The sequence below is a fragment of the Gudongella sp. QWL-04 genome (assembly GCF_058683975.1).
Genome location: NZ_CM178754.1, coordinates 1,624,952 through 1,650,532, shown reverse-complemented (window position 1 = coordinate 1,650,532; position 25,581 = coordinate 1,624,952). Strand labels below are relative to the sequence as shown.

Annotated in this window: 19 protein-coding genes; 17 read left to right on the top strand and 2 right to left on the bottom strand. The window is 41.8% G+C overall.

All coding sequences use genetic code 11. The features are described from left to right. Positions 1–55: 55 nt before the first annotated feature. A complete protein-coding gene (locus tag AC4PHB_RS08260) occupies positions 56–1,963 on the bottom strand; it encodes an ABC-F family ATP-binding cassette domain-containing protein (RefSeq protein ID WP_492135972.1) in 1,908 nt (635 codons plus the stop codon). 156 nt (positions 1,964–2,119) lie between these two features. Here AC4PHB_RS08260 and AC4PHB_RS08255 point away from each other — a divergent pair, with 156 nt between their 5' ends. The 15 genes from AC4PHB_RS08255 to AC4PHB_RS08185 all read left to right on the top strand — a co-directional run bounded on the left by AC4PHB_RS08255 (position 2,120) and on the right by AC4PHB_RS08185 (position 20,985). Beyond that, positions 2,120–2,776 carry a redox-sensing transcriptional repressor Rex gene (locus AC4PHB_RS08255; RefSeq protein ID WP_492137758.1) on the top strand — a complete coding sequence of 219 codons (657 nt, stop codon included), beginning with the start codon at positions 2,120–2,122 and terminating at the stop codon, positions 2,774–2,776. Between the two features lie 135 nt (positions 2,777–2,911). Further along, positions 2,912–4,177 carry a Glu/Leu/Phe/Val family dehydrogenase gene (locus tag AC4PHB_RS08250; protein WP_492135971.1) on the top strand — a complete coding sequence of 422 codons (1,266 nt, stop codon included), beginning with the start codon at positions 2,912–2,914 and terminating at the stop codon, positions 4,175–4,177. Between the two features lie 267 nt (positions 4,178–4,444). Beyond that, positions 4,445–5,326 carry a DNA-3-methyladenine glycosylase family protein gene (locus tag AC4PHB_RS08245; protein WP_492135970.1) on the top strand — a complete coding sequence of 294 codons (882 nt, stop codon included), beginning with the start codon at positions 4,445–4,447 and terminating at the stop codon, positions 5,324–5,326. 73 nt (positions 5,327–5,399) lie between these two features. After that, a complete protein-coding gene (locus tag AC4PHB_RS08240; protein ID WP_492135969.1) occupies positions 5,400–6,080 on the top strand; it encodes a hypothetical protein in 681 nt (226 codons plus the stop codon). Beyond that, on the top strand, positions 6,080–8,167 hold the full coding sequence (locus tag AC4PHB_RS08235) for a DUF3160 domain-containing protein (RefSeq protein ID WP_492135968.1): 2,088 nt from the start codon (positions 6,080–6,082) through the stop codon (positions 8,165–8,167). The genes AC4PHB_RS08240 and AC4PHB_RS08235 overlap by 1 nt, the downstream gene beginning before the upstream one ends. Positions 8,168–8,288: 121 nt before the next feature. Beyond that, positions 8,289–8,972 (top strand): DUF554 domain-containing protein, encoded by a 684-nt coding sequence (locus AC4PHB_RS08230; protein WP_492135967.1) that lies wholly within the window; start codon positions 8,289–8,291, stop codon positions 8,970–8,972. Between the two features lie 208 nt (positions 8,973–9,180). Then, positions 9,181–9,462, top strand: a complete 282-nt coding sequence (locus tag AC4PHB_RS08225) for a co-chaperone GroES (protein ID WP_492135966.1) — start codon at positions 9,181–9,183, stop codon at positions 9,460–9,462. A 192-nt stretch (positions 9,463–9,654) separates the two neighbouring features. Beyond that, complete coding sequence (gene groL / locus AC4PHB_RS08220; RefSeq protein ID WP_492135965.1) at positions 9,655–11,283, top strand: chaperonin GroEL; 1,629 nt, start codon at positions 9,655–9,657, stop codon at positions 11,281–11,283. A gap of 191 nt (positions 11,284–11,474) precedes the next feature. Beyond that, the gene (locus AC4PHB_RS08215; RefSeq protein ID WP_492135964.1) at positions 11,475–12,032 is read left to right on the top strand and encodes a hypothetical protein; all 558 of its coding nucleotides are present in this window, start codon (positions 11,475–11,477) and stop codon (positions 12,030–12,032) included. Positions 12,033–12,292: 260 nt separating this feature from the next. Then, positions 12,293–12,604: an ArsR/SmtB family transcription factor gene (locus AC4PHB_RS08210; protein WP_492135963.1), complete on the top strand. Its 312-nt coding sequence runs from the start codon at positions 12,293–12,295 to the stop codon at positions 12,602–12,604. A gap of 186 nt (positions 12,605–12,790) precedes the next feature. After that, complete coding sequence (locus AC4PHB_RS08205) at positions 12,791–13,960, top strand: ammonia-forming cytochrome c nitrite reductase subunit c552 (protein WP_492135962.1); 1,170 nt, start codon at positions 12,791–12,793, stop codon at positions 13,958–13,960. Between the two features lie 145 nt (positions 13,961–14,105). Further along, entirely contained in the window at positions 14,106–15,557 is a 1,452-nt protein-coding gene (gene guaB / locus AC4PHB_RS08200; RefSeq protein WP_492135961.1) for an IMP dehydrogenase, read from the top strand. A 337-nt stretch (positions 15,558–15,894) separates the two neighbouring features. Next, positions 15,895–18,801, top strand: coding sequence for an acyl-CoA dehydratase activase (locus tag AC4PHB_RS08195; RefSeq protein ID WP_492135960.1), 2,907 nt, complete (start codon positions 15,895–15,897; stop codon positions 18,799–18,801). A 16-nt stretch (positions 18,802–18,817) separates the two neighbouring features. Further along, positions 18,818–20,131, top strand: a complete 1,314-nt coding sequence (locus tag AC4PHB_RS08190) for a hypothetical protein (RefSeq protein WP_492135959.1) — start codon at positions 18,818–18,820, stop codon at positions 20,129–20,131. A gap of 62 nt (positions 20,132–20,193) precedes the next feature. Then, complete coding sequence (locus AC4PHB_RS08185) at positions 20,194–20,985, top strand: DUF975 family protein (protein WP_492135958.1); 792 nt, start codon at positions 20,194–20,196, stop codon at positions 20,983–20,985. 40 nt (positions 20,986–21,025) lie between these two features. Here the strand turns inward: AC4PHB_RS08185 and AC4PHB_RS08180 are convergent, their stop codons facing one another. After that, positions 21,026–22,618 (bottom strand): hypothetical protein, encoded by a 1,593-nt coding sequence (locus AC4PHB_RS08180; RefSeq protein ID WP_492135957.1) that lies wholly within the window; start codon positions 22,616–22,618, stop codon positions 21,026–21,028. Between the two features lie 225 nt (positions 22,619–22,843). Between AC4PHB_RS08180 and AC4PHB_RS08175 the strand changes: the two genes are divergently transcribed. Together AC4PHB_RS08175 and AC4PHB_RS08170 are read left to right on the top strand one after the other, a co-directional pair. Next, positions 22,844–23,236, top strand: a complete 393-nt coding sequence (locus AC4PHB_RS08175; RefSeq protein ID WP_492135956.1) for an ArsR/SmtB family transcription factor — start codon at positions 22,844–22,846, stop codon at positions 23,234–23,236. Between the two features lie 290 nt (positions 23,237–23,526). Then, the gene (locus AC4PHB_RS08170; protein ID WP_492137757.1) at positions 23,527–25,347 is read left to right on the top strand and encodes a heavy metal translocating P-type ATPase; all 1,821 of its coding nucleotides are present in this window, start codon (positions 23,527–23,529) and stop codon (positions 25,345–25,347) included. Positions 25,348–25,581 lie beyond the last annotated feature (234 nt).

Below are 25,581 nucleotides of genomic sequence, written 5' to 3'. Positions count from 1 at the left end.
GGAAAATAACTTAAATACCGATTAGAACAGGGGATAACCCTGTGGATACTGTGGATTAATCATTCATTTCCACCCATGTCTCATAAACTGAATCCAGTATTTTCTTAAGTTCCTCCCGTTCCTTTGATAGCTTAAGAACCATATTATGGTCCTCATAGGTATCAGGGCTGGAAAGCTTATGATCTATTACGACCAACTCCTCCTCAAGGGCGGCTATTTTTGATTCCAGCTCCTTAAGCTCCTTTTTCCTGTCTCTTTCCCTATGCAGCTGTTCTTTTTCTTTTTTCTTATCCAGCTTTATCTGAGTTTTAGTCCTGGTGTCCTCTTCCTCATCGTCTTCTGACATGAGCTCTTTTTTCTTCTCCAGGTAGTAATCATAATTTCCCAAAAACTCAAACATCCCATTCTCGGTTAACTCCAGGATCTTATTTGTAACCTGATTAAGAAAGTACCTGTCATGTGAAATGACCAGGACAGTTCCCTCATAGCCCTTCAGAGCATCCTCCAGTATTTCCTTCGAGTCTATGTCAAGGTGATTAGTGGGCTCATCCATGAGCAAAAGGTTAGCACCCGAAAGCATAAGCTTTAGAAGCGCAACTCTTGCTTTCTCTCCTCCGCTTAGTTCAGCTATCTCCTTGAAGATATCATCGCCAATAAACAGAAAGTGGCTCAAATAAGTCCTTATCTCATAGTGATCCAGCTTTGGATAGGCATCCCAAATCTCATCGACTATGGTTTTGTCAGGACTAAGACCAGACATCTCCTGATCGAAGTAACCGGGCTTGACGTTATGACCAAAGCGTATCGATCCCTCGTCTGAATTGAGCTGTCCCAGAAGGATCTTAAAAAGAGTAGTCTTGCCAATACCATTAGGTCCAATGAGGCCTGCTTTATCTCCTCTATAGATCGTCAGATCGATGCCCCTTAATAGCTCCAATTCTCCAAAGCTTTTCTTTATCCCCTCGGCCATCAGTACATCATTTCCTGATTTGATATCCGGGTCAAATCTGAAACTAGCCTTTTTGGATTCCTGGTGCTTTGGGAGAAGTCTGATCCTATCAAGCATCTTTTGTCTGCTTCTGGCTTGTCGGATGTATCTCTCCCCGCCATAACGGATATATCTTTGGATGATCTCCTCCTGCCTTGTTATTTCCTTCTGCTGGTCTTCATATTGCTTCTTCATGATCTCAAGGTCCTTCTTCCTTTGTATTATGAACCTTGAGTAATTTGAATTATACTGATGCAGCTCCCTGTTTTCCATAAAAAATATCCTGTTTGCAACATTATCCAGGAAATATCTATCATGGGATATGATCAGACTTGCACCTCTGTATTCCTTAAGATATCTTTCAAGCCATGCTATTGCATCGATGTCTAAATGATTGGTGGGCTCATCCATCAAAAGGATATCTGGCTTCTGAAGCAGCAGCTTTGCCAGTGAAAGCCTGGACTTCTGACCACCGCTTAATACGGATACCTCCTTACTGAACTCATCATCCTGAAATCCGAGTCCTTTGAGAACTCCTCGTGTTTCTGAACGAAATGCATAACCATTAAGATCAGTAAAAGCCTCAAGCAAATGGCCATAATCCGACATCAATCGTGACAAGTCATTTGGATCCATTTCACTCTTTGAAGCTATCTCATTTTCCATACCTCTGAGACGTTTTTCCATTACAATAAGGTCTTCAAAAACAGTCAGACATTCATCAAAGAGTGTGAGGTCACTTTCGATTTTTGTCTGTTGCTCAAGATATCCCATTTTTAACTCTCTCTGAAGTATTACCTGGCCTGCGTCTTGAGCCAGCTTTCCAGATATTATCTGAAACAGAGTGGTTTTTCCTGTTCCATTTAAACCAACGACTCCAATTTTATCTCCCTGCTCGACCATAAATGATATGTTCTCAATAATGGGATCGACAACATAGGATTTTGAAATATTTTGAACTGTCAATACAGGCATATCTATCCCTCCATAAGTCATATGACCATTTTACCAGAAGTTTCTTGCATAATGAAGGATAATAATATGGAGAAATGCAAGAAAAAATGGATTTTATGAAATGTGAATAAATTGACATGCATTTTTCATAATGATATAATAACTTAACAAATGAAAATGGGTGGTGAATTGACTTTGAACAAAGAAAATCAAGTATCGATTACGGTTATAAGGAGACTGCCTAAGTACCACAGATATCTAACTGAGCTTATTGACAAGGGCATCAGCAGAATATCGTCACAGGAATTAAGTGTACTGACTGGATTTACCGCTTCTCAAATAAGACAGGACTTAAATAATTTTGGTGGATTTGGGCAGCAAGGATATGGTTATAACGTTGAGGACCTTCACAAGGAACTTGGAAAGATTCTTGGTCTGGACACGAAGTACAATGCGGTTGTTGTAGGGGCAGGAAATCTTGGTCAGGCAATAGCAAACTATAAGGGATTTGAGGATGCAGGATTCAAAGTTTTATCATTGTTTGACAGAAATCCAAAGGTAATTGGTCTTAGAATAAGAGATATCGAGATAAGAGACATGGATCATATCGAACGGTTTATTGAGGAGAATAATGTTGAAATTGGGATCATCACAACTCCGAAAGAAAGTGCACAGGCGATAGCAGATATCTATATCAAGTCCGGGATCAAAGGGATCTGGAACTTTGCACCGACTGACCTGATAGTCCCAAGTAATGTTGTAGTGGAGAATGTAAGGCTTAATGAGAGCTTATTTATCCTTTCATACTTCCTGAAAGCACTTGAGGAGAAGTAGACTTAAACGAGACTATGACTTAAGTAGCAACTTCATTTAATGAGGTTGCTATTAATTTTGCCCTATGATATAATTTTGTCGAGATTAATAGTATTTGTGGGGATTGCCCACAGCTAAATTAAAGGGGGTTAATTTATGTCAAAGGAAATTCTTAATCCGTTGGAGAATGCGCAGAAGCAAGTAAAAGACGCTTGCGAAGCCCTAGGATTAGAGCCAGCAGTATATGAGCTTCTTAAAGAGCCCAAAAGAGTTATAGAGCTTTCGATCCCTGTAAAAATGGATGATGGTTCCGTTAAGGTTTTCAAAGGCTTCAGATCGATGCACTCAGACGCAGTTGGACCAGGCAAAGGTGGAATACGTTTTCATCCCGGAGTACACGCTGACGAAGTAAAGGCTCTATCTATCTGGATGACCTTTAAGTGCTGCGTAACCGGTATCCCTTACGGCGGAGGAAAGGGTGGGATCATTGTTGATCCATCAACCTTGTCACAGGGCGAATTGGAAAGACTTTCAAGAGGATACATACAAGGCCTCTACAAATACCTTGGCGAAAAAATAGACATCCCTGCACCAGACGTAAATACAAACGGTCAGATAATGGCTTGGATGGTAGACGAGTATTGCAAGCTTACCGGCTCAATGAACACTGGCGTTATAACAGGCAAACCTGTTGAGTGGGGCGGATCACTTGGAAGAAACGAGGCAACAGGATTTGGTGTTGCAGTAGTAACAAGAGAAGCAGCTAAGAAGCTTGGAATAGATATAAAGCATGCAACTGTTGCTATACAGGGCTTTGGAAACGTTGGAAGCTTTACAGTGAAGAACGTTGAGAAGCTAGGAGCTAAGATTGTCGCACTGGGAGAGTGGGCAAGAGAAGTTGGAACCTACGCTATCTACAATGCTGACGGACTTGACTATGCTGACATGGCAGCTTGGGTAAAAGAGCACAAGAACCTTGTAAACTATCCAAAGGCTAAGATGATCTCACTTGACGAATTCTGGGCACTTGATGTCGACATAATGATTCCTGCAGCTCTGGAGAATGCAATCACAGTTGAAAACGCGGGCAAGATAAAGGCTAAGATAGTTGCAGAGGCTGCAAATGGACCTATAACTCCAGAAGCTGACGAAATACTAGAGAAAAACGGGATTCTTGTAACACCAGACATCCTTACCAATGCAGGCGGAGTAACTGTTTCCTACTTTGAGTGGGTACAAAACCTATATGGATACTACTGGAGCGAGAAGGAAGTTGAAGAAAAAGAAGAGATCGCAATGGTCAACGCTTTCAATGACCTTTGGAAGATCAAGGAAGAGTACAATGTATCAATGAGAAAATCAGCTTACATGCACTCAGTTAAGAAGGTTGCAACTGCAATGAAGCTTAGAGGATGGTATTAATTACCAGCTCAGTAGATTAGCAGACAACAGATAAGAACTAAGAACTAAGATTCTCTGTAGCTGCCGGAAATATCTAATTCTCGGCGTTGCAGAGAATCTTTTTTTCTTACCTCTTAAAACTTACCTCTTACATGTCTTTTAACGACCAACTACCTACTACCGCTTATCGCCTACCGCTTATCGCCTACCGCTTATAATTTCCAACTCTTCCAACTTTCCAACTTTTTATAGTATAATATCCTTATCAACCAACTAAGGAGACAACATATGAACTATACATTGGAACAATCGGGCAGCACGCTCATCATTAAAAATCTGGAACACTTTAACATAACCCATATATTTGAATGCGGTCAATGCTTCAGGTGGTACCTGGAGGAGGACAGCAGCTATACTGCTATCGCAAGCGGCAGAGTGGCAAACTTTCTTCAGAATGGTACAACTTTGTACGTAGATGGGGTAAATGAAAAAGACTGGATAGGTTTTTGGCACAACTACTTCGACCTTGACAGAGACTACGGGAAGATAAAGGAGGAGCTGTCGCTGGATCCAATACTCAAAGAGGCAATAACCTTCGGCTATGGGATGAGGTTGTTGAATCAGGATCCCTACGAAACAATAATTTCCTTCATAATCTCAGCAAATAATCAGATACCCAGAATAAAGAAAGCAGTCGAAGCTATCGCGAGTGATTTGGGGAATCATATATGCACCTATAGAGGAAGGGATCATTACAGCTTCCCAGAACCGAGAGCTCTCGCTGAAAAGACTGAGGAGTACATCAGAGAAGCCTACAGGGTCGGCTTCAGAGCCGACAGGCTTAGAGAGGTAAGCAGAAGGATTGCAGATGGAGAATTTGACACCACCTGCATCTTTGACATCGAGCACAAGGATGCCAAGGAGCTTCTGACTACTTTGCCTGGAGTTGGACCCAAGGTAAGCGACTGTATACTTTTATTCGCCTTTGATAAGGGAGAGGCCTTTCCTGTAGATGTCTGGGTAAAGAGGGTCATGGAATATTTCTATTTCAAGCGTCCTGCAACCAAGAAAGAACTGGAGGATTCAGGAGAGAAGCTATTTGGGAGTCTGGCAGGCTATGCACAGCAGTATCTTTTCTACTATGCAAGGGAGCTAGGCATAGGAAAGTGATATTGTCACCCAATCGTAACCAGTCTTTTGGGAACAGTTGATATAATCTAATTGAATAGAAGGAGGGAGCAATATGACTAAGTGTTTTCGAGCTTTGAAGATTCTTATGCTGATGCTCCTTTTTTTGTTTTTTGCAGGCTTTGTTCTTGATGGTACTAAGGATCATGATATAGGCAGATTGACCGGAGGGGAGGATCAGTACCTGGTCGTACTTAAAGGAAGACGGTGGCAGGAATATGGTAATGAGGTAATAATTTATTCACTGGAGGGTGGAAGGAAGGAACTCCTAAGATGGAACGCTTCAGATCTTAAGCCCTGGAAGCTTATGACGGGAGACGTCGACGGTGATGGAATTGATGAAATAGCCCTTGGCGTATATAAGGAATCACCATTGCATCCAGTGATGGCAAAGCGTCCTTTCATCTACAGCTTCAACGGTGAAGAAGTATCGCCCTTCTGGAGAGGATCGAGGCTGTCCAGACCATTTGATGATTTCGTTTTGTATGACCTTGATGGAGATGGCGTATCTGAGATAGTATCATCCGAATACCTTGAGGATGGAAACATGATCTTAAACAGCTACAAGTGGAAAGGCTTCGGTTTTGAGGGCTTCCTTCAATCCGATGAGTTACAAACAATAAAAAGATTATCTGCGAAGAAAAGTGGGTTATCCTTAACTGGATCAATTAATAATAAAAATCTCGTAGCATTGATTCGAATAAGTGAAGGTAAACTGGAATGGAGGGATTACTGATGACGTATAAGAAGAAACTAAGAATGATGACGGTGTTTCTTGTATTTTCAATTTTTATGGCAGGCTGCGGTTTAAGTTCTGAAAACAACGAACCGCCAGAAATTGTTCCTGGTCCAGCTGAGGATCAAGTGGAAGCTCCTGTTATAGAGGATGAACCGATCGAGCTTGTAGTATCCAAGGATCTTTCCAACATAGTAAACCTGGACAAGTTTTCGGGTCTGGGTGAGGAGCAAAGGAGAATGCTTGCAGAAAACGGATTTTTTGTAAATCCTTCCAAGGAGGAGCAGCTGTTCTTCATCTATGAACACAATGAATATGAAGAGATACCATCGTTTATCACCACTGATTCAGTGCTTCAGGTGTATCATATTTTCTATGACTATACCCTAAGGACCCTCGAGGATAAGCATCTTATCCAGATAAACAAGGAAATTACAAATAGGATGCTGGAGGAGTCGATCAGGCTATATGACGAACTAAGGGATACTGATCTGAAAAACATACAGGGAAATAACATTGCTTTCTTTGGAGTTGCTCAAAGGCTGTTAAAACAGGATCTTCCTCAGGGCATACCTTCAACAGTATTAAGCATGATAGATGCTGAATACGAAAAGATAATATCCAAAGCAGGCTTTCAGGAATCATCTATATTCCCCTTTGAACTGGATTACAGTCAATACCAGGTCAGAGGACACTACACAAGAAGCGATGACCTGGGCAATTATTTCCTGTCAATGATGTGGTATGGTCAGGCTCCAATGCCTCTATATAAAGATAAGGACACGAGATATCTAGAACTGACGAAGCAGGCAATACTGATGGCAAAAATTGCTGACGACAACCCGGACATTATAGGATCATGGGAGAAGATTTATACGCCTACTTCCTTTTTTGTAGGTAATTCTGATGATTTGGGAATTAAGGATTACATAAGGATAGCAAACATGGTCTATGGACAAGGCTTTATGGCTGAAGAAATCTCTGATGGCTCCAAACTCGATACTTTTTATTCTGAAGTTGAAAAGTTACCTGAGCCCAGGATTAAAGCTAGGTACGCCGGAATTGATTATCCTGTCGGCAAGCAATTCAGGTTCATGGGACAAAGGTATGTAATGGATGCTCAGATGATCCAGGAGCTGGTTTATCCCGTTTTAAGACCTATACCATCAGGACTGGACGTAATGGCTGTACTTGGCTCGGATAGAGCACGGGAGCTCCAGCTTCAAAATCCCATAAATCAGGGTTGGGCTGAGTACCCCAAGGAGATGGAGAGGCTTAGAGAGGAGTTTGCAAAATACGAGGAGAAGGACTGGAAAAACAACATGTATACAGGGTGGATGTGGGTACTGAAAGCACTCATAGAGGCTCCCAAGGAGGAATATCCCTACTTCATGAAGAACGATGCCTGGCTTGACAAAAGCTTGAATACAGCACTGGGCTCATGGTCAGAGCTAAAGCATGACACCGTTCTTTACGGCAAGCAGTCCGGGGCTGAGATGGGAGGCGATGAATACGTCGAAGGCATTGGCTACATCGAGCCAAGCCTGGAAGTTTATAAAAGACTATCCTGGCTAACTGAATACTCACGAGAGTCCCTTAAGACGTGGGGGATCCCAGTGGATGAGATCGACATCAAAATGGAGAGATTTCAATGGCTCCTTGATTTTCTGGTATCTGCAACTGAGAAGCAGTTGGCTGGAGAGCCTCTAACCCAGGAGGAGTATGACAGGATCAAGTTATATGGAGGTATACTTGAAGACCTGACCAGTTCTTTCGCAGGTGACGGAATGAGATGGTTTGAGATCACCTCAGAAACAGACAAGAATATGGCAGTTATAGCTGACTATCATACAGTTGGACGTGATGGGGTGATGCATGCAGGAGTTGGACCGGCATATGAGATATATGTAGCAGTGCCGATAAAAGGCCAGGTTTATCTCACAAGGGGAGCAGTATTCAGCTTCCATGAATTCATGCATCCAACGAGACTTACTGACGAAGACTGGCAGGCTATGCTTAAGGATGGTACAAATCCACCTATGCCTGATTGGACAAAAAGCTTCATAAAACCTGTCGACAGTAATTGAGAACAGTGAATTTAAAACAATTCACTTTTCAATGTTTCTTATTCACTGATTTCTCTAGCACATCGAAGCATTTTACTGTATCATTGTATTAATAAACTATTAAGAATGGACAGGTGATAGAATGCTTGGTGCGGTTGCTAACAGCCTCGGTATACTCCTTGGGGCGCTAATTGGGTTGGTTTTGAAGAAGGGGATCAAGGAATCCTACACAAATACAATAATGGATGGTATTTCCCTTGCAGTAATAGTATTAGGTCTTATGAGTGCATTGGAAATGCAGAACGTGATATTGGTTCTTGCAAGTCTTGTTGCTGGAACGATAATCGGAGAATGGCTCAATATAGATTCCGGCCTTGAAAATCTAGGGAAAAACCTGGAAAGCAAATTTGGTCAAAAGGACTCCACGTTTTCAAAGGGCTTTGTTACAGCATCCTTGATGTATTGTATTGGCGCAATGGCGATACTTGGAGCTGTTGAATCCGGATTGACTGGAAACCATGAGACGCTATTCGCAAAATCAGTTTTAGACTTCATAGTCTCGATAATACTGGCATCAACCATGGGGATCGGAGTTGCCTTCGCTGCGATACCAGTGCTTCTTTACGAGGGAGGTATAGCTCTTTTGGCAGGAGGGGTAAAAGATTTCATGACACCTGAGGTAATAACCGAAATGTCTGCAGTTGGCGGTATCCTTATAATGGCGATAGGAGTAAATGCACTGGGTCTTAAAAAGATCAAGCTCGCCAACATGTTGCCTGCAGTTTTCATTCCAATTATTTACTATTTAATAGTCGGTTTCTTCTAAAAGCCGAGATAAATGCAGAAAAAAAGAGAATAATACAGAAAATAGCAAATATACTGAGATATTTTCAAAGATTAAAGCTAATCAGGTATTTTTAGTAAAAAAATATACTTGATTAGCTTTTTATTTTCGAGTATTATTATAGGTAGGTGTTAGCACTCGGTTTAAGTGAGTGCTAACAATAAAAAGATTTTAATGAGGAGGAATATTGATGAATCTTAGACCTTTAGGAGACAGAATCATAATCAAAACGGTTGAGGCAGAGGAAAAAACCAAGAGTGGTATTGTACTTCCCTCAACAGCAAAGGAACAGCCTTTGATGGCTGAGATAGTAGCAATTGGAGACGAGATCCTTAACGATGAGAAGAAGAAGGAGCAGGTTAAGGTTGGGGATAAGGTTATATTCTCCAAATATGCTGGAACTGAGGTTAAGGTAGACGGAGTAGAGCTGACTATCCTTAAATTGATGGATATCTTGGCGGTAGTTGAGTAAACCAATTCACAATTAAGAATTCACAAATCACAATTAAAAGGAAATAGTAAATGAATAGTGAACAATGAACAATAAAATTGATCATGTCATTCCGAGCACTGTCGAAAGATTTCGAATTCGATTGGAAGGGTATACATTGTCAATTGTCCATTGTCAATTGTCAATTATCATTAAAAAGGAGAGTGTATTCATATGGCTAGAGAGATCAAATTTGGCGAAGATGCGCGCCGTTCAATGGAAAAAGGAATCAATAAGCTTGCAGATACAGTAAAGGTTACCCTGGGACCTAAAGGAAGAAACGTAGTTCTCGAGAAGAAATTCGGATCACCGCTAATTACAAATGATGGTGTTACAATTGCAAGAGAGATAGAGCTTGAGGATAAATATGAAAATATGGGAGCTCAGCTGGTAAAAGAGGTAGCTACTAAGACTAATGACGTAGCAGGGGACGGAACTACTACTGCAACTCTTCTAGCTCAGGCAATCATCAGAGAAGGACTGAAGAACGTGGCAGCTGGAGCTAATCCGATGGTGCTTCAAAAGGGTATCAAGAAGGCAGTAAATGAGGCTGTTGAAGGAATAAAAGCTGCATCAGTTCCTGTAGCATCCAAGGAAGCTGTAGCTCAGGTAGCATCTATCTCAGCCGGAGATGAAGAGATAGGACACCTTATCGCAGCTGCTATGGAGAAGGTAGGAAACGACGGAGTAATTACTGTTGAGGAATCCAAGTCAATGGGCACTACACTAGACGTTGTTGAAGGGATGCAATTTGACAGGGGATATGTTTCAGCTTACATGGTAACTGACACTGAGAAAATGGTAGCTGAGTATGAAAATCCATTTATTCTTATAACAGATAAAAAGATTTCAAATATCCAGGAAATACTCCCTGTGCTGGAGCAGATAGTTCAGATGAGCAAACCTCTTGTAATAATTGCTGAGGACATCGAAGGCGAAGCTATGGCAACTCTTGTAGTCAATAAGCTCAGAGGTACCTTCAACTGTGTTGCAGTAAAGGCTCCAGGCTTCGGCGACAGGAGAAAAGAGATGCTTCAGGATATAGCCATCCTTACAGGTGGTAAAGTAATAAGCGAGGAGCTTGGCTACGAGCTTAAGGAAGCCAAGATAGATATGCTCGGAAGGGCTGCAAAGGTTAAGATAGACAAAGAGACAACTGTTATCGTAAATGGAGAGGGCAGTGAGGAAGCTATTCAAAACAGGATAAAGCAAATCAGAGCTCAGCTTGAAATAACTGAATCAGAGTTCGATTCTGAAAAGCTCCAGGAGAGACTTGCGAAGCTCTCAGGCGGAGTTGCAGTCATCCAGGTAGGAGCAGCAACTGAAACTGAGCTTAAGGAAAGAAAGCTGAGAATTGAGGATGCCTTGGCAGCAACCAGAGCAGCCGTTGAAGAGGGCATAGTTCCTGGAGGCGGAACAGTCCTCATTAACACTATTCCAAGAGTAGCAAAGCTGCTTGATGAAGTAACAGGAGACGAAAAAACTGGAGTCAGCATAATACTGAGAGCACTGGAGGAGCCAGTTAGACAAATCGCAGCAAATGCAGGACTAGAGGGCTCTATCATAGTTGAAAAGGTCAGAGCTGCGGAACCAGGAATTGGTTTCGATGCTATGGCTGAAGAGTATGTCAATATGGTTGAGAAAGGAATAGTAGATCCGACTAAGGTAACTCGCTCTGCACTTCAAAATGCAGCGAGCGTTGCGGCAATGGTTCTTACGACTGAAAGCGCTGTCGTTGAGATCGAGAAGGAAGACCCAATGGCTGCCATGGGTGGTATGGGCGGCATGGGCGGAATGATGTAATAGCCATAGAAATTAGCTTTATATTGAGGAGATCCGAAGACTTTGTCTATTGGATCTCCTCGATTGATTTTTATTAAATAATTATTTTTTCGTAATTGCTTGATAAAAATATGATTAACTTTTTTCTTGCATGGATCAGTTTAAAGAAGTAAAATTAAGAAATAGAATATTCATAGACTGAGGTGTTTCAAATGAAATCTCAAGCAACCGTTTACATACTTCTTTCCCATAGCGGATCCATGTTTTCGAAAGCGATAAATATATATACCAGACATCCCTTTACACACGTCTCAATTGCATTAGACAAGGACCTTAAGGAACTGTATAGTTTTGGCAGGCTAAGACCCCATAATCCAGTATTAGCTGGGTTTGTCAGAGAGGATATAGATAATGGTACATTTAAAAGGTTCCCAAATACAGTGTGCGCCCTGTATTCACTGAATGTCAGTCAGGAGCAGTATGACTCTCTTGTGAAGCAGCTGAATAAATTCAAAGGAGAGAGCAACCGATATGGATATAACTTCTTAGGGCTTCTGAGTGCTATGTTCAATTATCCGCTCAGTAGGCAATATAATTATTTCTGTTCTCAGTTCGTATCAGAGGTCTTAATAAACAGCGGTGTCAGTATAACTCAAAAAGACCCGGGCTTGACCTCGCCAATGGATATAATGGGGAACAGAGAGTTGGAGTTCATATATTCAGGTTATCTAAAGGATTATGCCAATGGAAGTTACAGAGTAGCCCTGTGATCTAAGATCACAGGTTTTTTTATTGACACAAACATATCTAAGGGTAATAGGATATAGTTCATATCTCAAGTTATTTCACATGAACCGTTATGAAATGATGTGTAATTTTTAGGATTTTAATATATTTTATTTCGTGCTGGTAAATATTTTGACAAAATAGAAACAAAATTCACCAAATACATTGACAAATTATGGACAATGATATACCATAATCACATAGATAGATATTTATTGATTGATTCAAGGGGTGTGAGGAAAAAATGGATCGAAGAGTTGAAGTACTCAAGGCATTATCCGACAGGAACAGGCTTTTGATTCTTGACATGCTATCCTGCGGGGAAATGTGTGCATGTGACATTATGGAGGGTTTAGAGCTTACACAACCTACTATTTCTCACCATATGAAGATCCTTGTAAGAGCGGGTCTCGTAAAGTGTAAAAAACAGGGGAAATGGATGTGCTACTCCGTCAATAAGCCGGTTGTAGATGATTTGTTCGAATACATAAACTACATTACAGGACCAAAGAAAGACTGCATTTGCAACCGGAAACCAAAGGCAAGTAATCAGTAAACTTAAATAGTGCATTATTGACCCAGGTCCACTTGCAAATAGCAAATGGACCTGTTATCTTTGGCTTTGATGCTCTTGAAGAAGATATCTGGCATAAGCCAGTTTTTTTACAATGATTATTATGTGAAAATTCCGACATAATGGGTATAAGGGTAGAACAGGAATATTTAGTGAGGAGGAGGGAATATGAGATCAAAAATTTTTGTTCTTGCCGTAATTTTTTCTCTAGTTCTAGCAGGATGTGCCAAACCGGAATCAGTCATACCAGCGGCTGAATGGGAGGATGACCATCCCGACGTTTATGAAACCTACATGAGAAACTCAGAGATGGAAGCTACTACTTTTGGAGGTTCAGTGCCCATAGACTACCTTGAGAAATATCCTGAGCTAAAGACATTTTATGAGGGATACGGCTTCAGCATAGAATATTTAAGGGCAAGAGGGCATGTTTACGCACTGGAGGATGTAATACATACAGAGAGACCTAAGGCCGCTGCCAGCTGCTTTGCGTGCAAGTCACCGGATTATTTGATGCTCCTTGAAGAGGAAGGTGTGAAGGCCAACAAGATGACCTTTGATGAGGTCACTCCTATGATGCAAAATACAATAAGCTGTTATGACTGCCATAAGAATACTCCAGGAGTTATCAATATTTCGAGAGGTCACTTCCTGACCGGAGTTGCTCAGCTTGAAAAAGAGTACAAGCCCACTGAGCAGGTTTGTGCACAATGTCATGTAGAATACTATCAGGATCCGGAGACTAAGGAAATAGTATTGCCTTGGCAAAACGGGGTTGATACTGATGATATGCTGGCCTACTTCGACAGCATAGGATACTCTGACTGGACACACCCTTCAACAGGAACGCAAATGCTTAAGGTGCAGCACCCTGAATTTGAGACATATCAATCAGGCCTTCATGCAAAATTCAACCTGACCTGCGTAGATTGCCATATGCCTGAGACTGAAGGCACCAAGCTTGAGAGCTTCAGATCCCATCACTGGACCAGCCCGTTGAAGACAATAGAGAGCTCATGTCTGGGATGCCACCAGGATGAAACAGCACCTTCACTGACTGCAAAAATTGAAGGTGTCCAAAAGCAGGTTGAGGATAAGATGAACGAGGGTACAGTGGTTCTCCTTGAGCTAATTGAAATGCTTAAAGCTCAAACCAGTTCACAAACAGTATCAGATCAAATCCTTGAGGATGCCAGGAATAAGCATAGGGTCGCTCAGTTCAAATGGGATTTTGTTTTCGTGGAGAATAGTGAGGGTTTCCATAATAAAGAACTGGCTCTTCAAAATCTACAGGAAGCTATAGACACTGCAAAGGAAGGAATAGCCTTGCTTAAGTAATCGTAATATAGTTTTAGGACACAAATGATTTATAAGGACTCGAAAGGGTCCTTTTTCTTTACAAACATTCCTTGACATAAAACTCAAGGTTTGTTACATTATTAAGAAAATATCGTTGGACAGGAAATAAAAGGGGGAGTATGATTTGGAATTCGTAGGTGAGGGTTTGACCTTTGACGACGTTCTTATCCTACCCGGCAAATCTGAGGTTTTGCCGAGGAACGTGAACGTTGGAACACAACTGACAAAGAGAATAAAGCTAAATATTCCGTTGATGAGTGCAGGCATGGATACAGTAACTGAATCCAGGATGGCAATAGCTATGGCCAGAGAGGGCGGAATAGGAATAATACACAAAAACATGTCCATTGAAAAACAGGCGCTAGAGGTAGACAGAGTCAAAAGAAGCGAGCATGGTATAATCACTGACCCGTTCTTTCTTTCAAGGGACCACATCGTAGCAGATGCTCTAGAGCTTATGGAGAGATACAGAATATCCGGAGTTCCTATTGTAGATGAATCCAATACACTTGTAGGAATACTTACAAATCGTGATATAAGATTCGAAAAGGACATCACAAGGAAGATCGACGAGGTCATGACTAAGGAGAATCTTAAGACAGCACCAATAGATATAAGCATGGACGATGCTCTTGAGATCATGAAACAATACAAAATCGAGAAGCTTCCTTTGGTCGACGACGATTTCAAGCTGAGCGGTCTGATAACCATAAAGGATATTGAAAAGTCAATAGAGTTCCCTAACTCAGCAAGAGACGCAAAGGGAAGACTTTTAGCCGGGGCAGCTGTTGGAGTGACCAATGACATGATGGATAGAGTAGCAGCGCTTGTAAAAAGCCAGGTAGACGTAATAACCGTCGATACTGCTCATGGACATTCTAAAGGAGTTTTGGATGCCGTTTCAAAGATAAAATCCAATTATCCTGATTTACAGGTCATAGCAGGCAACGTTGCTACGGCAGAAGCAACTATTGACCTTATCAAGGCTGGCGCTGACTGCATCAAGGTAGGCATAGGTCCTGGCTCCATCTGTACCACAAGAGTCGTAACTGGTATTGGAGTACCACAGATAACTGCAGTAATGAACTGCTCAAAGGCTGCAGCAGAGTATGATGTTCCTGTCATAGCTGACGGAGGCATCAAGTACTCAGGTGATATTACCAAGGCTATAGCTGCTGGGGCTAATGTTGTAATGGCGGGATCATTGTTTGCAGGCACTGAGGAGAGCCCTGGTGAAGAGGTACTTTACGAAGGCAGAAGATATAAGGAATATAGAGGAATGGGCTCAATGGGAGCAATGGACTCAGGAAGCAAGGACAGATACTTCCAGGAGGATACTAAAAAGTATGTCCCAGAAGGAGTGGAAGGAAGAGTACATTACAAGGGCAAGCTTGGTGATGTAGTTTATCAGCTTATCGGTGGGCTTAAATCAGGAATGGGATATGTGGGAGCAAAGGACATATTTGAACTTCAGGATAAAGCCAGGATGATCAAGATCACTGCTGCATCACTTGTTGAAAACCATCCTCACGATATAATGATCACCAAGGAATCACCCAATTACCAAAGAGGTTAGAATAAAATTGACAATTGACGATTGACAATTGACAATCAGAAACTCACGCCAGAGTACCAACTTTTAAGATTCGATACAAATAAGAGCCAAGGGGTAAAACCTTTTGGTTCTTTTTTTAATTTCAGATCATAGCATCTCTAGCTTATTTGAGAATTACCCATGTCCTGGTTAAATCTTAAATTTTTTTATTGTCAATTGTCAATCGTCAATTATCAATTGACACTAAGCTCAACCTCCAACTTTTAGCCAAGCCTTTAACCAGCTTTTCACATATGTACTTTAGTAAATATCTGGTGTAAGATAGAATTATAAAAATGAGGAATCAAGGTGATCATAAATGAGGATCGGTCTGGATGTAGGGTCAACAACACTCAAGTGTGTGGTGCTGGATTCGGATGAGAAACTTGTCTTTCACTCATATGAAAGACACTATTCCCAGATAAGAGGAAAAACAGTAAAACTATTGGAGGAAATAAAAAATAGATTTCCTGACCTGAAAGAGGCTTATCTCTCGATATCCGGCTCTGCAGGTATGGGTCTTGCCCAAAAATTCAATATACCCTTTGTACAAGAGGTTTATGCCACGAGACTTTCTGTCATGAAGCTGATAGAAGGAGCTGACGTAGTTATCGAGCTGGGTGGAGAGGATGCAAAGATCCTTTTCCTTTCCAATGGCATGGAAGTCAGGATGAATGGGTCCTGTGCAGGAGGCACGGGAGCCTTCATCGACCAGATGGCTACCCTAATGGGAGTCAGTCTGACAGATATGAACCAGCTTGCAAGGGAATACGATAAGACCTACACTATTGCATCACGGTGTGGGGTTTTTGCTAAGTCGGACATCCAACCCCTCCTGAACCAGGGAGCAAGCAAAAGCGACATGGCAGCAAGCATTTTTCATGCAGTAGTCAATCAAACAATTGGAGGGCTTGCGCAAGGCAGGCCGATAAAGGGAAAAGTAGTGTACCTGGGCGGTCCCCTTACTTTTTTCTCTCAGCTTAGGGAGAGCTTCAACCATACACTGGGAGTTAATGGGATATGTCCGGAAAACTCCTTGTATTATGTGGCAATAGGTGCTGCGTACAGCTATGAGGAAAGGAAGCTGGATCTGGACATGCTTATAGATGACCTGCTCAATAAAGGCGATGAAGGAAGCTTCAATGGCCTTGGAAGGCTGTTCGATAATGAAGAAGATTACCTGATATTTAAAGCTCGTCATGACAGGGAACAGGTTACCTTTTCGGATCCTGACACATACATAGGGAATGCATACCTGGGTATAGATGCAGGCTCTACAACAGTAAAGGCAGTAATAATGTCGGAGGACGATACTATCCTTCGATCGATATACACCTCGAACCAAGGGAATCCAGTACCGCTTATAAAGGATTTTCTAGTGGAGTTCTACGAGAGATACCCAAGGATCAAAATTGCTTCCTCCGCAGTAACGGGCTATGGAGAGGATCTGATGCGAAATGCCTTCAAGCTTGATTTTGGCGTTGTAGAAACAATAGCTCATTATACTGCTGCAAAGAAATACAAGCCGGATGTTGATTTTATAATAGACATAGGAGGCCAGGATATAAAGTGCTTTAAGATAAGAGACGGAGTTATCGACAGCATATTTCTAAATGAGGCATGCTCCTCCGGCTGTGGGTCATTCCTCCAGACCTTTGCGGAAGCTCTGGGCTATGATATAAACGATTTTGCAAAGTTAGGTATATATTCCCGTAATCCTGTAGACCTCGGCTCCAGATGCACCGTTTTTATGAACTCATCTGTAAAGCAGGCACAAAAGGACGGAGCAACCATAGCAGATATTTCAGCAGGTCTTTCCATAAGCGTTATCAAGAACGCTTTGTACAAGGTAATAAGAGCATCCTCGGCAAGGGATCTTGGAGAAAATATTGTGGTGCAGGGTGGCACCTTCCATAACGATTCTGTTCTTAAGGCTTTTGAGGATGAACTTGACCATCAGGTAATAAGGCCGAATATAGCAGGGCTAATGGGGGCCTACGGAGCGGCTCTTTACTCGAGGGAAAGAAGAAATGGTGAGGACACAAGCCTTTTAAGCAGAGAGATACTTGAGGGCTTCGACCACAAGGTTAAGGTAGTACTCTGTGGATTATGCGAGAATAACTGCAGACTTACAGTTAACTCCTTTGGAGATGATCGAAAGTTCATAGGTGGTAATAGATGCGAGAGGCCTATAAGACAGAAGACTCCTGAGGAAAGGTTCAATATATATGAGTACAAGCTGGAACTTTTGAAGAACTATATCCCGATTAAAGGGAGAAGAGGCAGGATAGGCTTGCCAATAGTTCTTAATATGTTCGAGCTTCTGCCCTTCTGGCATACGGTGTTTACCCTGCTTGACTTTGAGGTAGTTCCATCGCCATTCTCTACCAGAGATATGTTTATAAAAGGGCAGCACACTATCCCCTCGGATACAGTGTGTTTTCCTGCCAAGGTAGTACATGGCCACATCGAGCATCTGTTGGATCAGGGAGTTGATGCTATATTTTATCCTTGCCTTACTTACAATTTTGATGAAAAATCCGGGGACAATCATTTTAACTGTCCTGTAGTAGCCTACTACCCTGAGGTTATTGCAGCCAATGTTGAAAGGGTAGCTAGTACGAGATTTTTCTATGAGTATCTCGGACTAAACAATAAGAAGATACTTTCGAAGAGATTACATGATATCCTAAAGGAATGGCATAAGGATATAAAGCCCAACGAGGTGAGACTTGCTGTCGACAGAGGTATCATCGAATACAAGGAATACATGAAAAGACTGAGACAGAAAGGTGAGGAGTATTTAAAACTTGCAGAAGAAAGAAATAAGCTGGCGATCGTTCTGGCAGGCAGACCATACCATGTCGATCCGGAAGTGAATCACGGCATAGCAAAGATGATATCGGAATTTGATACTGTAGTGCTATCTGAGGATTCAATAAGTCATCTTGGAGGAAAGATACCAACCGACATACTAAATCAATGGACATATCATGCAAGGCTTTATCAAACTGCTGAGCTTGTTTCAAGAAGACCCAACATGGAGCTGGTGCAGCTTGTTTCCTTCGGATGCGGTCTGGACGCCATCACCTCTGATGAGGTCAAGGCAATTCTTGAGGATAATGGAAAGATATACACCCAACTGAAAATAGATGAGATAACGAACCTTGGAGCTGTAAAGATTCGTATCAGAAGTCTTTTAGCGGCTATTGAACAAAGGTCTTAAGGGGGCTTTTTGCGATATGAGTACTAGAGTAAAGAGAGTAGAGTTTACTAAGGATATGAGGGATTATACAATCCTTTGTCCTGACATGCTGCCGGTTCACTTCGCATTGCTTGAGAAAGTGTTCAAGAATTTCGGCTACAACTTAAAGGTGCTGAAGAATCAAGGACGGTCAGTAGTGGATTCAGGCCTTCGAAACGTCCATAATGACACGTGCTACCCAGCCTTGCTGGTAATTGGGCAGCTGATAGATGCCCTGGAATCAGGAGAGTATGACATCAATAAGGTAGCCCTTATGATAACTCAAACAGGAGGGGGCTGCAGGGCATCCAACTACATACATCTTTTAAGAAAGGCTTTGATCAAGTCCGGATATGGTCACGTCCCTGTAATATCACTAAATGCAGGCGGTATGGAGAAAAACAGTGGCTTCAGGCTTTCTATTCCAATGCTTAGGCAATCGGCAGCGATAATTGTATACGGAGACATCCTCATGCTTCTAAAGAACCAGGTCAAGCCCTATGAGATCAACAAAGGGGAAGCTGATGCACTAGTAGATAGATGGGTAGACGAGTTGGCTCGACAGTTGGAAGTAATGAGAGGTATCCAGCTTGCAGAGCTGAAAAGCAATCTAAGGGATATAGCTACAAGCTTTGACAAAATACAAAGGGAGAATATTGATAAAACAAAGGTAGGTATAGTGGGTGAGATCTACGTAAAATACTCCAGCCTTGGAAATAACAACCTTGAGGATTTTCTGATGTCAGAGGGCTGTGAGGTAATGGTTCCGGGACTTCTTGGATTCCTTATGTATTGCATGGAAAATGGCGTAATTGATTACCAACTTTATGGAGGATCCTTCATCAAGAGCTTATTTCTAAGCAAAGTGAATGAGTACCTTGGAAAGATGGAGGAATTGATAATAGATGCTGTCAAAACCTACAGCAGCTTTATTGCACCCTCTCCATTTATGCACATGAAGGAGCTTGTGAAGGATATAATCGGCCTTGGATGTAAAATGGGAGAGGGATGGTTTCTGCCTGCTGAGATGGTGGAGCTTATAAAGAATGGATATGGAAATATAGTAGTAGCACAGCCGTTCGGATGCCTGCCGAACCATATAGTGGGCAAGGGAGTGGTTTCAAATATCAAGGGAAAATACCCTGAGGCAAACATTGTGCCCATAGATTATGATCCCGGAGCTACTAGAGTTAACCAGGAAAACAGGATCAAGCTTATGCTGGCAGTAGCCAGAGAAAAAGTACTTCCTGAGCTGCCGAAAGAAGAGGAGGAGCTGCAGCTTGGCTTCCAAAATTGGGTTCTAATGTTATAATGGCTCAATTCTGTTGTTTTAGATTGTGAAAAGTGCTACAATGACAGAAGGAGGTGTTGAGTATGTGGACGAGAAGAGATTTGAAAGCAGAGGCCAAAGAGTTTCTCAAGAGAAACTACTGGAAGGCTTTTGCAGTCTGTCTTATAGTAAGCCTGCTCACAGGAGGTAGCGGGAGGTCAACCCGTGAAGCTAACTATATGTCACCGGATTTTGGTAAATACAACTACGAAATCAATTTTGGACCTGGGAATGAGTTTGGAACTATGATAGAAGGTATTGGCCTGGACAACCCATTCCAGGTTGCAGTGGGTGCATCTGTCTTTGCATTGTTCATGCTGTTATCCATAACATTGGCAATAATTATTGGAAATGCACTCCAGGTAGGAGAAAAGAGATTCTTCATCAGGAGCTTCACAGAGGAAGCCTCTGTTGGAACGCTTTTCACAACTCTCAGAAAGGGAGAATGGATACCTATAACTATTAAAATGTTCCTTATGGATCTCTTTATATTACTTTGGGGACTGCTATTGATAATCCCTGGGGTCGTAAAATACTACCAATTCAGAATGATACCCTATATATTGGCAGAGGATCCTGAGTTGTCTTTCACAGAAGCTAAGGAACTAAGCACAATGATGACAAATGGGCAAAAGGGGGAAATATTTATACTTGACCTCTCCTTCATCGGATGGTATCTTCTTGGAAGCCTGTTCTTTGGAATAGGAGGTATATTTGTAAAGCCATACCATGAAGCAACAGTGGCAAAGCTTTACCAGCAGTATAGAAACGGTCTGGAGCTTCCATTAGGGGAGCAGTTCGGACTACACCAGGAGAATATTGATCAATCGTACTAAATACATAAGTAATGACCTGTGCAGGCGTACAGGTCATTACTTATTGAACCATTTTACTTATATCGTCCTTTGTTTTTTGATCAACGATTCCGCTGGAGGTTACAGATGGAGAGGTTAAAAGCTTGTTAATAACATCTGTGAAATAGCTTTCCGGAAAATCGGTCGCCAATGCCTTCAGCTCCTGTATATGACCAGAGGTAATTTTACCGGTCGACGGATCGACGCTAAATCCGTTCTTGTTTCTATACAGCAGTGAATCCATATAAGATGAATAAAGTGCTAGAACCTTATCAAGCCGCAATGAATAGCTGTAGGATAATCTGAACTTTTCGATTTCAAGAAGTCTTTGGGCAAGCTCAGCCTTTTCAAGCTGGAGTCTTCCCTCCACAACATGTGGTTGAATAGATTCCTTTGACATGATCTTCAGATATCCCCTGAACTCGTTTGAGATATTTTCTCCGAAGTGATCAGCGATACCACTGTAGTCTACCTTGTACTCATATCTGCCGTCCTCAATCTGAAGAATATATCCAAGCCCAAGGTTTTTTAATAGAAGATCCTTAAGCTCAGTCTGATTTGATAGAACTCCTTTTCTACCAATTATATCTGGATTGTTTATATCCTCCAGCCTTAAAGAATTAGCAGCAAGAACAGCTTCGATCGAGGATCCTTTGGAAAATCTATTTATTAAAGCTGCGATATCCAGGCTTCTATATGGTGCATTGATCTCCAGATTATCAATATGGGAAGACAACAACTCTACTATCTCGTCTCTGGACTTTTCCTTTGCGGACCCTTCCAGTTCAGAAATAAAGTCATCACTCCCAGGAACAGGTTGACCAACTACTGTAAAGCTTCTCGCAACAACCGGAGAATCACTGTTTATTGCCGACCTTTGAAGCGTTGTCCAATCAGGTTGAAGTACTCTTCCACCATCTTTACCATCCCAGTTATACCAAAGTAAAATTCTTTCAGCCTCCTTTGAGTCACTCAGCTTTGTCTCTGGATCGATGGTATAAATGCTGAAGTCAAGGATGCCATCTCCATTCATATCCTCAATGCTGTTGTTGGCAGAAACGCTGACCAAATTTATCTTTTTTGGATTTAGTATACTTTTTAGCTTTCCATCCTCGAGAATGAATCCGTAGGTAATACTGGCCTGAGATCCCACTTGATTGCTTAAGAGAATACCTTGCTGAGTATCTGACAAAAGGCCAGTTCTCAAAATTTGATTTGTGTTGTCATAGTTCATTGGAACCCTATCTATCAAATAGTGTTCAAGCTCGTTGAAGCCATACACCTCAAGCATTCCCTGATCATTTACATCCTCAGGGTCTCTTTCGATGAAAAGCACAAGCTCTGGTATACCATCACCAGTCAGATCACCTATTGAGTAATGGCCTTTCTCCAGATTAACTCTGGAATTTATGGTAGATATATGATTTTCTATTTGGCTTCTCAGATAATCTGATTCAAGAGCTTCCTCAATCACAGGTGCAGCAGCCATCTCCATTGGAGCCTGATCCTCTGCGGCTGTCATCACCTTCATCTCTTTTTGAGAAGAACCACAGCCTGATAAAGCTAAAGCTGATGCAAGAATCGAAATCATCAGAGCCGGATAAAATTTTCTCATCGCCGGGACTCCTTTCATATGTAAATTATACATGAATATTTGGCAGAGTGTGTGACAATCAGGTTACAAGAATGGCTGGAGCCTTGTTAAAAACTTAACTTGAAGTAATTTTTACCTGTACTTATACAAGTAAGATCCTTTAAATAATATCATTGAAAGTTTAATGAGAAGCGGGTATAATATACTTGAATATATGAACAAGTATTCATATAAGGAGGTCATAGTATGGAAAACAGAAAGCTTGAATCTACAACCTGCGACTGCAATGTCATACACCAGGATAAGGTAGATATGGTGATCAATAAAATGCCAAGTGACAGGCTTGCATATAAAGCAGCCGGTTTTTTTAAGATAATTGGAGACAAGACAAGAATGAAGATCCTTTTGGCACTTTTTGAATCGGAGCTTTGTGTTTGCGACATAGCTGTCCTTCTTGATATGAATCAGTCTGCTATTTCTCACCAGCTGAGGGTACTGAAGCAGGCTGAACTTGTAAAGTACAGAAAGGATGGCAGAGTGGTTTACTACTCTTTGGACGACGATCACGTCAAAAATATCCTCGACCAAGGACTTGTCCATATATCACATGATCATCACAAGGAGGAGGCGGAGAAATGATAATCAAGGAGTTTTACCTTGAGGGTATGGATTGAGCAAGTTGTGCTTCTAGGATAGAAGCTAAGATAAATTCCTTGGAGGGAGTTAATGAAGCTGCTCTTAATTTCTTTAACAAGACGCTTAAGGTAACTATAGAGGACAAGGAGATGGTAGGAACCGTATCAGAAAAAGCAGTTGAGATAGTTAACTTTTTCGAACCACACGTAAAGGTATTGGATAAGGATCAAATAGACGAAAAAATAGAGCATGACCACGGATATGATCACGGGGGCTCTTACGATTCAAAGAATATGAGATACGTGGCAATAGGAGCTGTTCTATTTGTTTCTGGATTAATATTTCCTATAGCAGGGATACCGCGTCTGCTTTTATTTCTAACGGCTTATGCTTTGGCAGGAGGAGAGGTCATTCTAAGAGCTTTGAGGAATATAACCAAAGGTCAGGTATTTGACGAGAACTTTCTTATGGCTGTCGCTACCATAGGTGCTTTCGCCATTGGAGAATACCCTGAGGGAGTTGCCGTAATGCTGTTTTATCAGGTAGGCGAGTATTTTCAAGACATAGCTGTAAACAAGTCGAGAAGATCCATTGCGTCTCTTATGGACATCAGGCCTGATTACGCAAATCTTGTTGAGGGAGATGGAAGCAGAAAAGTAGCACCTCAGGACATCTCAATAGGTCAGGACATACTTATAAAGCCAGGAGAAAGAGTTCCTCTTGACGGCATTATCATCAGTGGATCTTCATCAATGGATACAGCAGCACTTACCGGAGAATCCCTTCCGAGAGATGTTACAGTGGGCGACTCAGTGCTTGGAGGCTTTGTAAACAGACAAGGTCTTTTGAAGGTCAGAGTATCAAAGCTATACGGAGAATCAACGGTTTCAAGGATACTTCAGTTGGTTGAGGATGCCGGAGCGAGAAAAGCTCCGACAGAAAGCTTTATAACAAGGTTTGCAAGGGTATACACACCAGCAGTTGTTTTTTCGGCACTTTTCTTGGCTGTACTGCCTCCTATGCTAATAGCTGGAGCGAGCTTTTCCGACTGGATCTACAGGGCGCTTATATTCCTGGTAGTATCCTGCCCATGTGCTCTCGTGATCTCAATCCCACTGGGTTTTTTTGGAGGAATTGGAGGAGCATCCAGAAACGGGATACTAGTCAAGGGAGGAAACTACCTGGAGGCTCTCAACTATATGGATACTATAGTTTTCGATAAGACGGGTACTTTGACAGAGGGTAGATTCAAGGTATCAGGAATATATACTGAAGGCAGGCTCTCAAAGGAAGAACTGCTAAAGCTGGCTGCAATCGCTGAGGCTCATTCTTCTCACCCGATAGCCCAGTCAATTTTGGAGACATATGGTAAGCCGGTAGAGAATGGAAATAATTCAAGTCATAAGGAGCATGCAGGATTGGGAATCGAGACAACTGTTGATGGCAGAATAGTTCTCATTGGCAATGATTCACTTTTTAATGAAAGAGGGATCCTAAATAGAAATGGCAATACTGTTGGTACTATTGTCAATATAGCTGTGGATGGTATTTATGAGGGGCATATTTCAGTTGAAGACAATGTCAAATCTAATGCAGGCAAGGCAATATCCCAACTGAGAACAATGGGGATAAAAAAAGTAATAATGCTTACTGGCGACAACAAGAGTACCGCAGAGAGAGTTGCAGCCGACCTTGGTATAGACAAGGTGTACTATGAGCTTCTTCCACAGGACAAGGTAGGTATAGTTGAAGAATTGATGGTCAATGGTGCCAAGGGGAAAAAGCTTGCCTTTGTAGGTGATGGAATAAATGATGCGCCTGTTCTGGCAAGGGCGGATATTGGCATTGCAATGGGTGCAATGGGCTCAGATGCGGCAATTGAGGCTGCCGATGTGGTCCTTATGACAGATGATCTCGAGAAGCTTCCCCAAGCCTTGAGAATAGCCAGAAAAACCAGATCTATCGTCTGGCAGAACATCGCTTTTGCACTTGGAGTCAAGGGAATAGTTCTTCTACTTGGAGCGGGAGGTCTTGCAACAATGTGGGAAGCCGTATTTGCAGACGTTGGCGTAGCAGTTATAGCTGTACTCAACTCGATGAGAGCGATGAATTAGAAACAGTGAATAGTGAATAGTGAACAGTGAATAGTAAACAGATCCATGAGTAAGAAAATGCCAAAATGATTAAAATTGCCTATACTTGTGTTATTTTACTGATTGGACTTTTATCTTAAACTATTCACTATTAACTTTTACTTATTCACTTTCTTCTCTTGACACTTTCTTAACACTTAATTATACTGGTATTAACATCGAAATAATTCGATTTAACATCGCTTTTCAGGAGGA

Coding starts and splice junctions, on each gene's coding strand:
- AC4PHB_RS08215 (WP_492135964.1), top strand. CDS start 11,475: ATGAAATCTCAAGCAACCGTTTACATACTTCTTTCCCATAGCGGATCC.
- AC4PHB_RS08185 (WP_492135958.1), top strand. CDS start 20,194: ATGTGGACGAGAAGAGATTTGAAAGCAGAGGCCAAAGAGTTTCTCAAG.
- AC4PHB_RS08250 (WP_492135971.1), top strand. CDS start 2,912: ATGTCAAAGGAAATTCTTAATCCGTTGGAGAATGCGCAGAAGCAAGTA.
- AC4PHB_RS08210 (WP_492135963.1), top strand. CDS start 12,293: ATGGATCGAAGAGTTGAAGTACTCAAGGCATTATCCGACAGGAACAGG.
- AC4PHB_RS08195 (WP_492135960.1), top strand. CDS start 15,895: ATGAGGATCGGTCTGGATGTAGGGTCAACAACACTCAAGTGTGTGGTG.
- AC4PHB_RS08175 (WP_492135956.1), top strand. CDS start 22,844: ATGGAAAACAGAAAGCTTGAATCTACAACCTGCGACTGCAATGTCATA.
- AC4PHB_RS08255 (WP_492137758.1), top strand. CDS start 2,120: ATGGGTGGTGAATTGACTTTGAACAAAGAAAATCAAGTATCGATTACG.
- AC4PHB_RS08235 (WP_492135968.1), top strand. CDS start 6,080: ATGACGTATAAGAAGAAACTAAGAATGATGACGGTGTTTCTTGTATTT.
- AC4PHB_RS08240 (WP_492135969.1), top strand. CDS start 5,400: ATGACTAAGTGTTTTCGAGCTTTGAAGATTCTTATGCTGATGCTCCTT.
- AC4PHB_RS08260 (WP_492135972.1), bottom strand. CDS start 1,963: ATGCCTGTATTGACAGTTCAAAATATTTCAAAATCCTATGTTGTCGAT.
- AC4PHB_RS08180 (WP_492135957.1), bottom strand. CDS start 22,618: ATGAGAAAATTTTATCCGGCTCTGATGATTTCGATTCTTGCATCAGCT.
- groL (WP_492135965.1), top strand. CDS start 9,655: ATGGCTAGAGAGATCAAATTTGGCGAAGATGCGCGCCGTTCAATGGAA.
- AC4PHB_RS08245 (WP_492135970.1), top strand. CDS start 4,445: ATGAACTATACATTGGAACAATCGGGCAGCACGCTCATCATTAAAAAT.
- AC4PHB_RS08205 (WP_492135962.1), top strand. CDS start 12,791: ATGAGATCAAAAATTTTTGTTCTTGCCGTAATTTTTTCTCTAGTTCTA.
- AC4PHB_RS08230 (WP_492135967.1), top strand. CDS start 8,289: ATGCTTGGTGCGGTTGCTAACAGCCTCGGTATACTCCTTGGGGCGCTA.
- AC4PHB_RS08190 (WP_492135959.1), top strand. CDS start 18,818: ATGAGTACTAGAGTAAAGAGAGTAGAGTTTACTAAGGATATGAGGGAT.
- AC4PHB_RS08225 (WP_492135966.1), top strand. CDS start 9,181: ATGAATCTTAGACCTTTAGGAGACAGAATCATAATCAAAACGGTTGAG.
- AC4PHB_RS08170 (WP_492137757.1), top strand. CDS start 23,527: ATGAGATACGTGGCAATAGGAGCTGTTCTATTTGTTTCTGGATTAATA.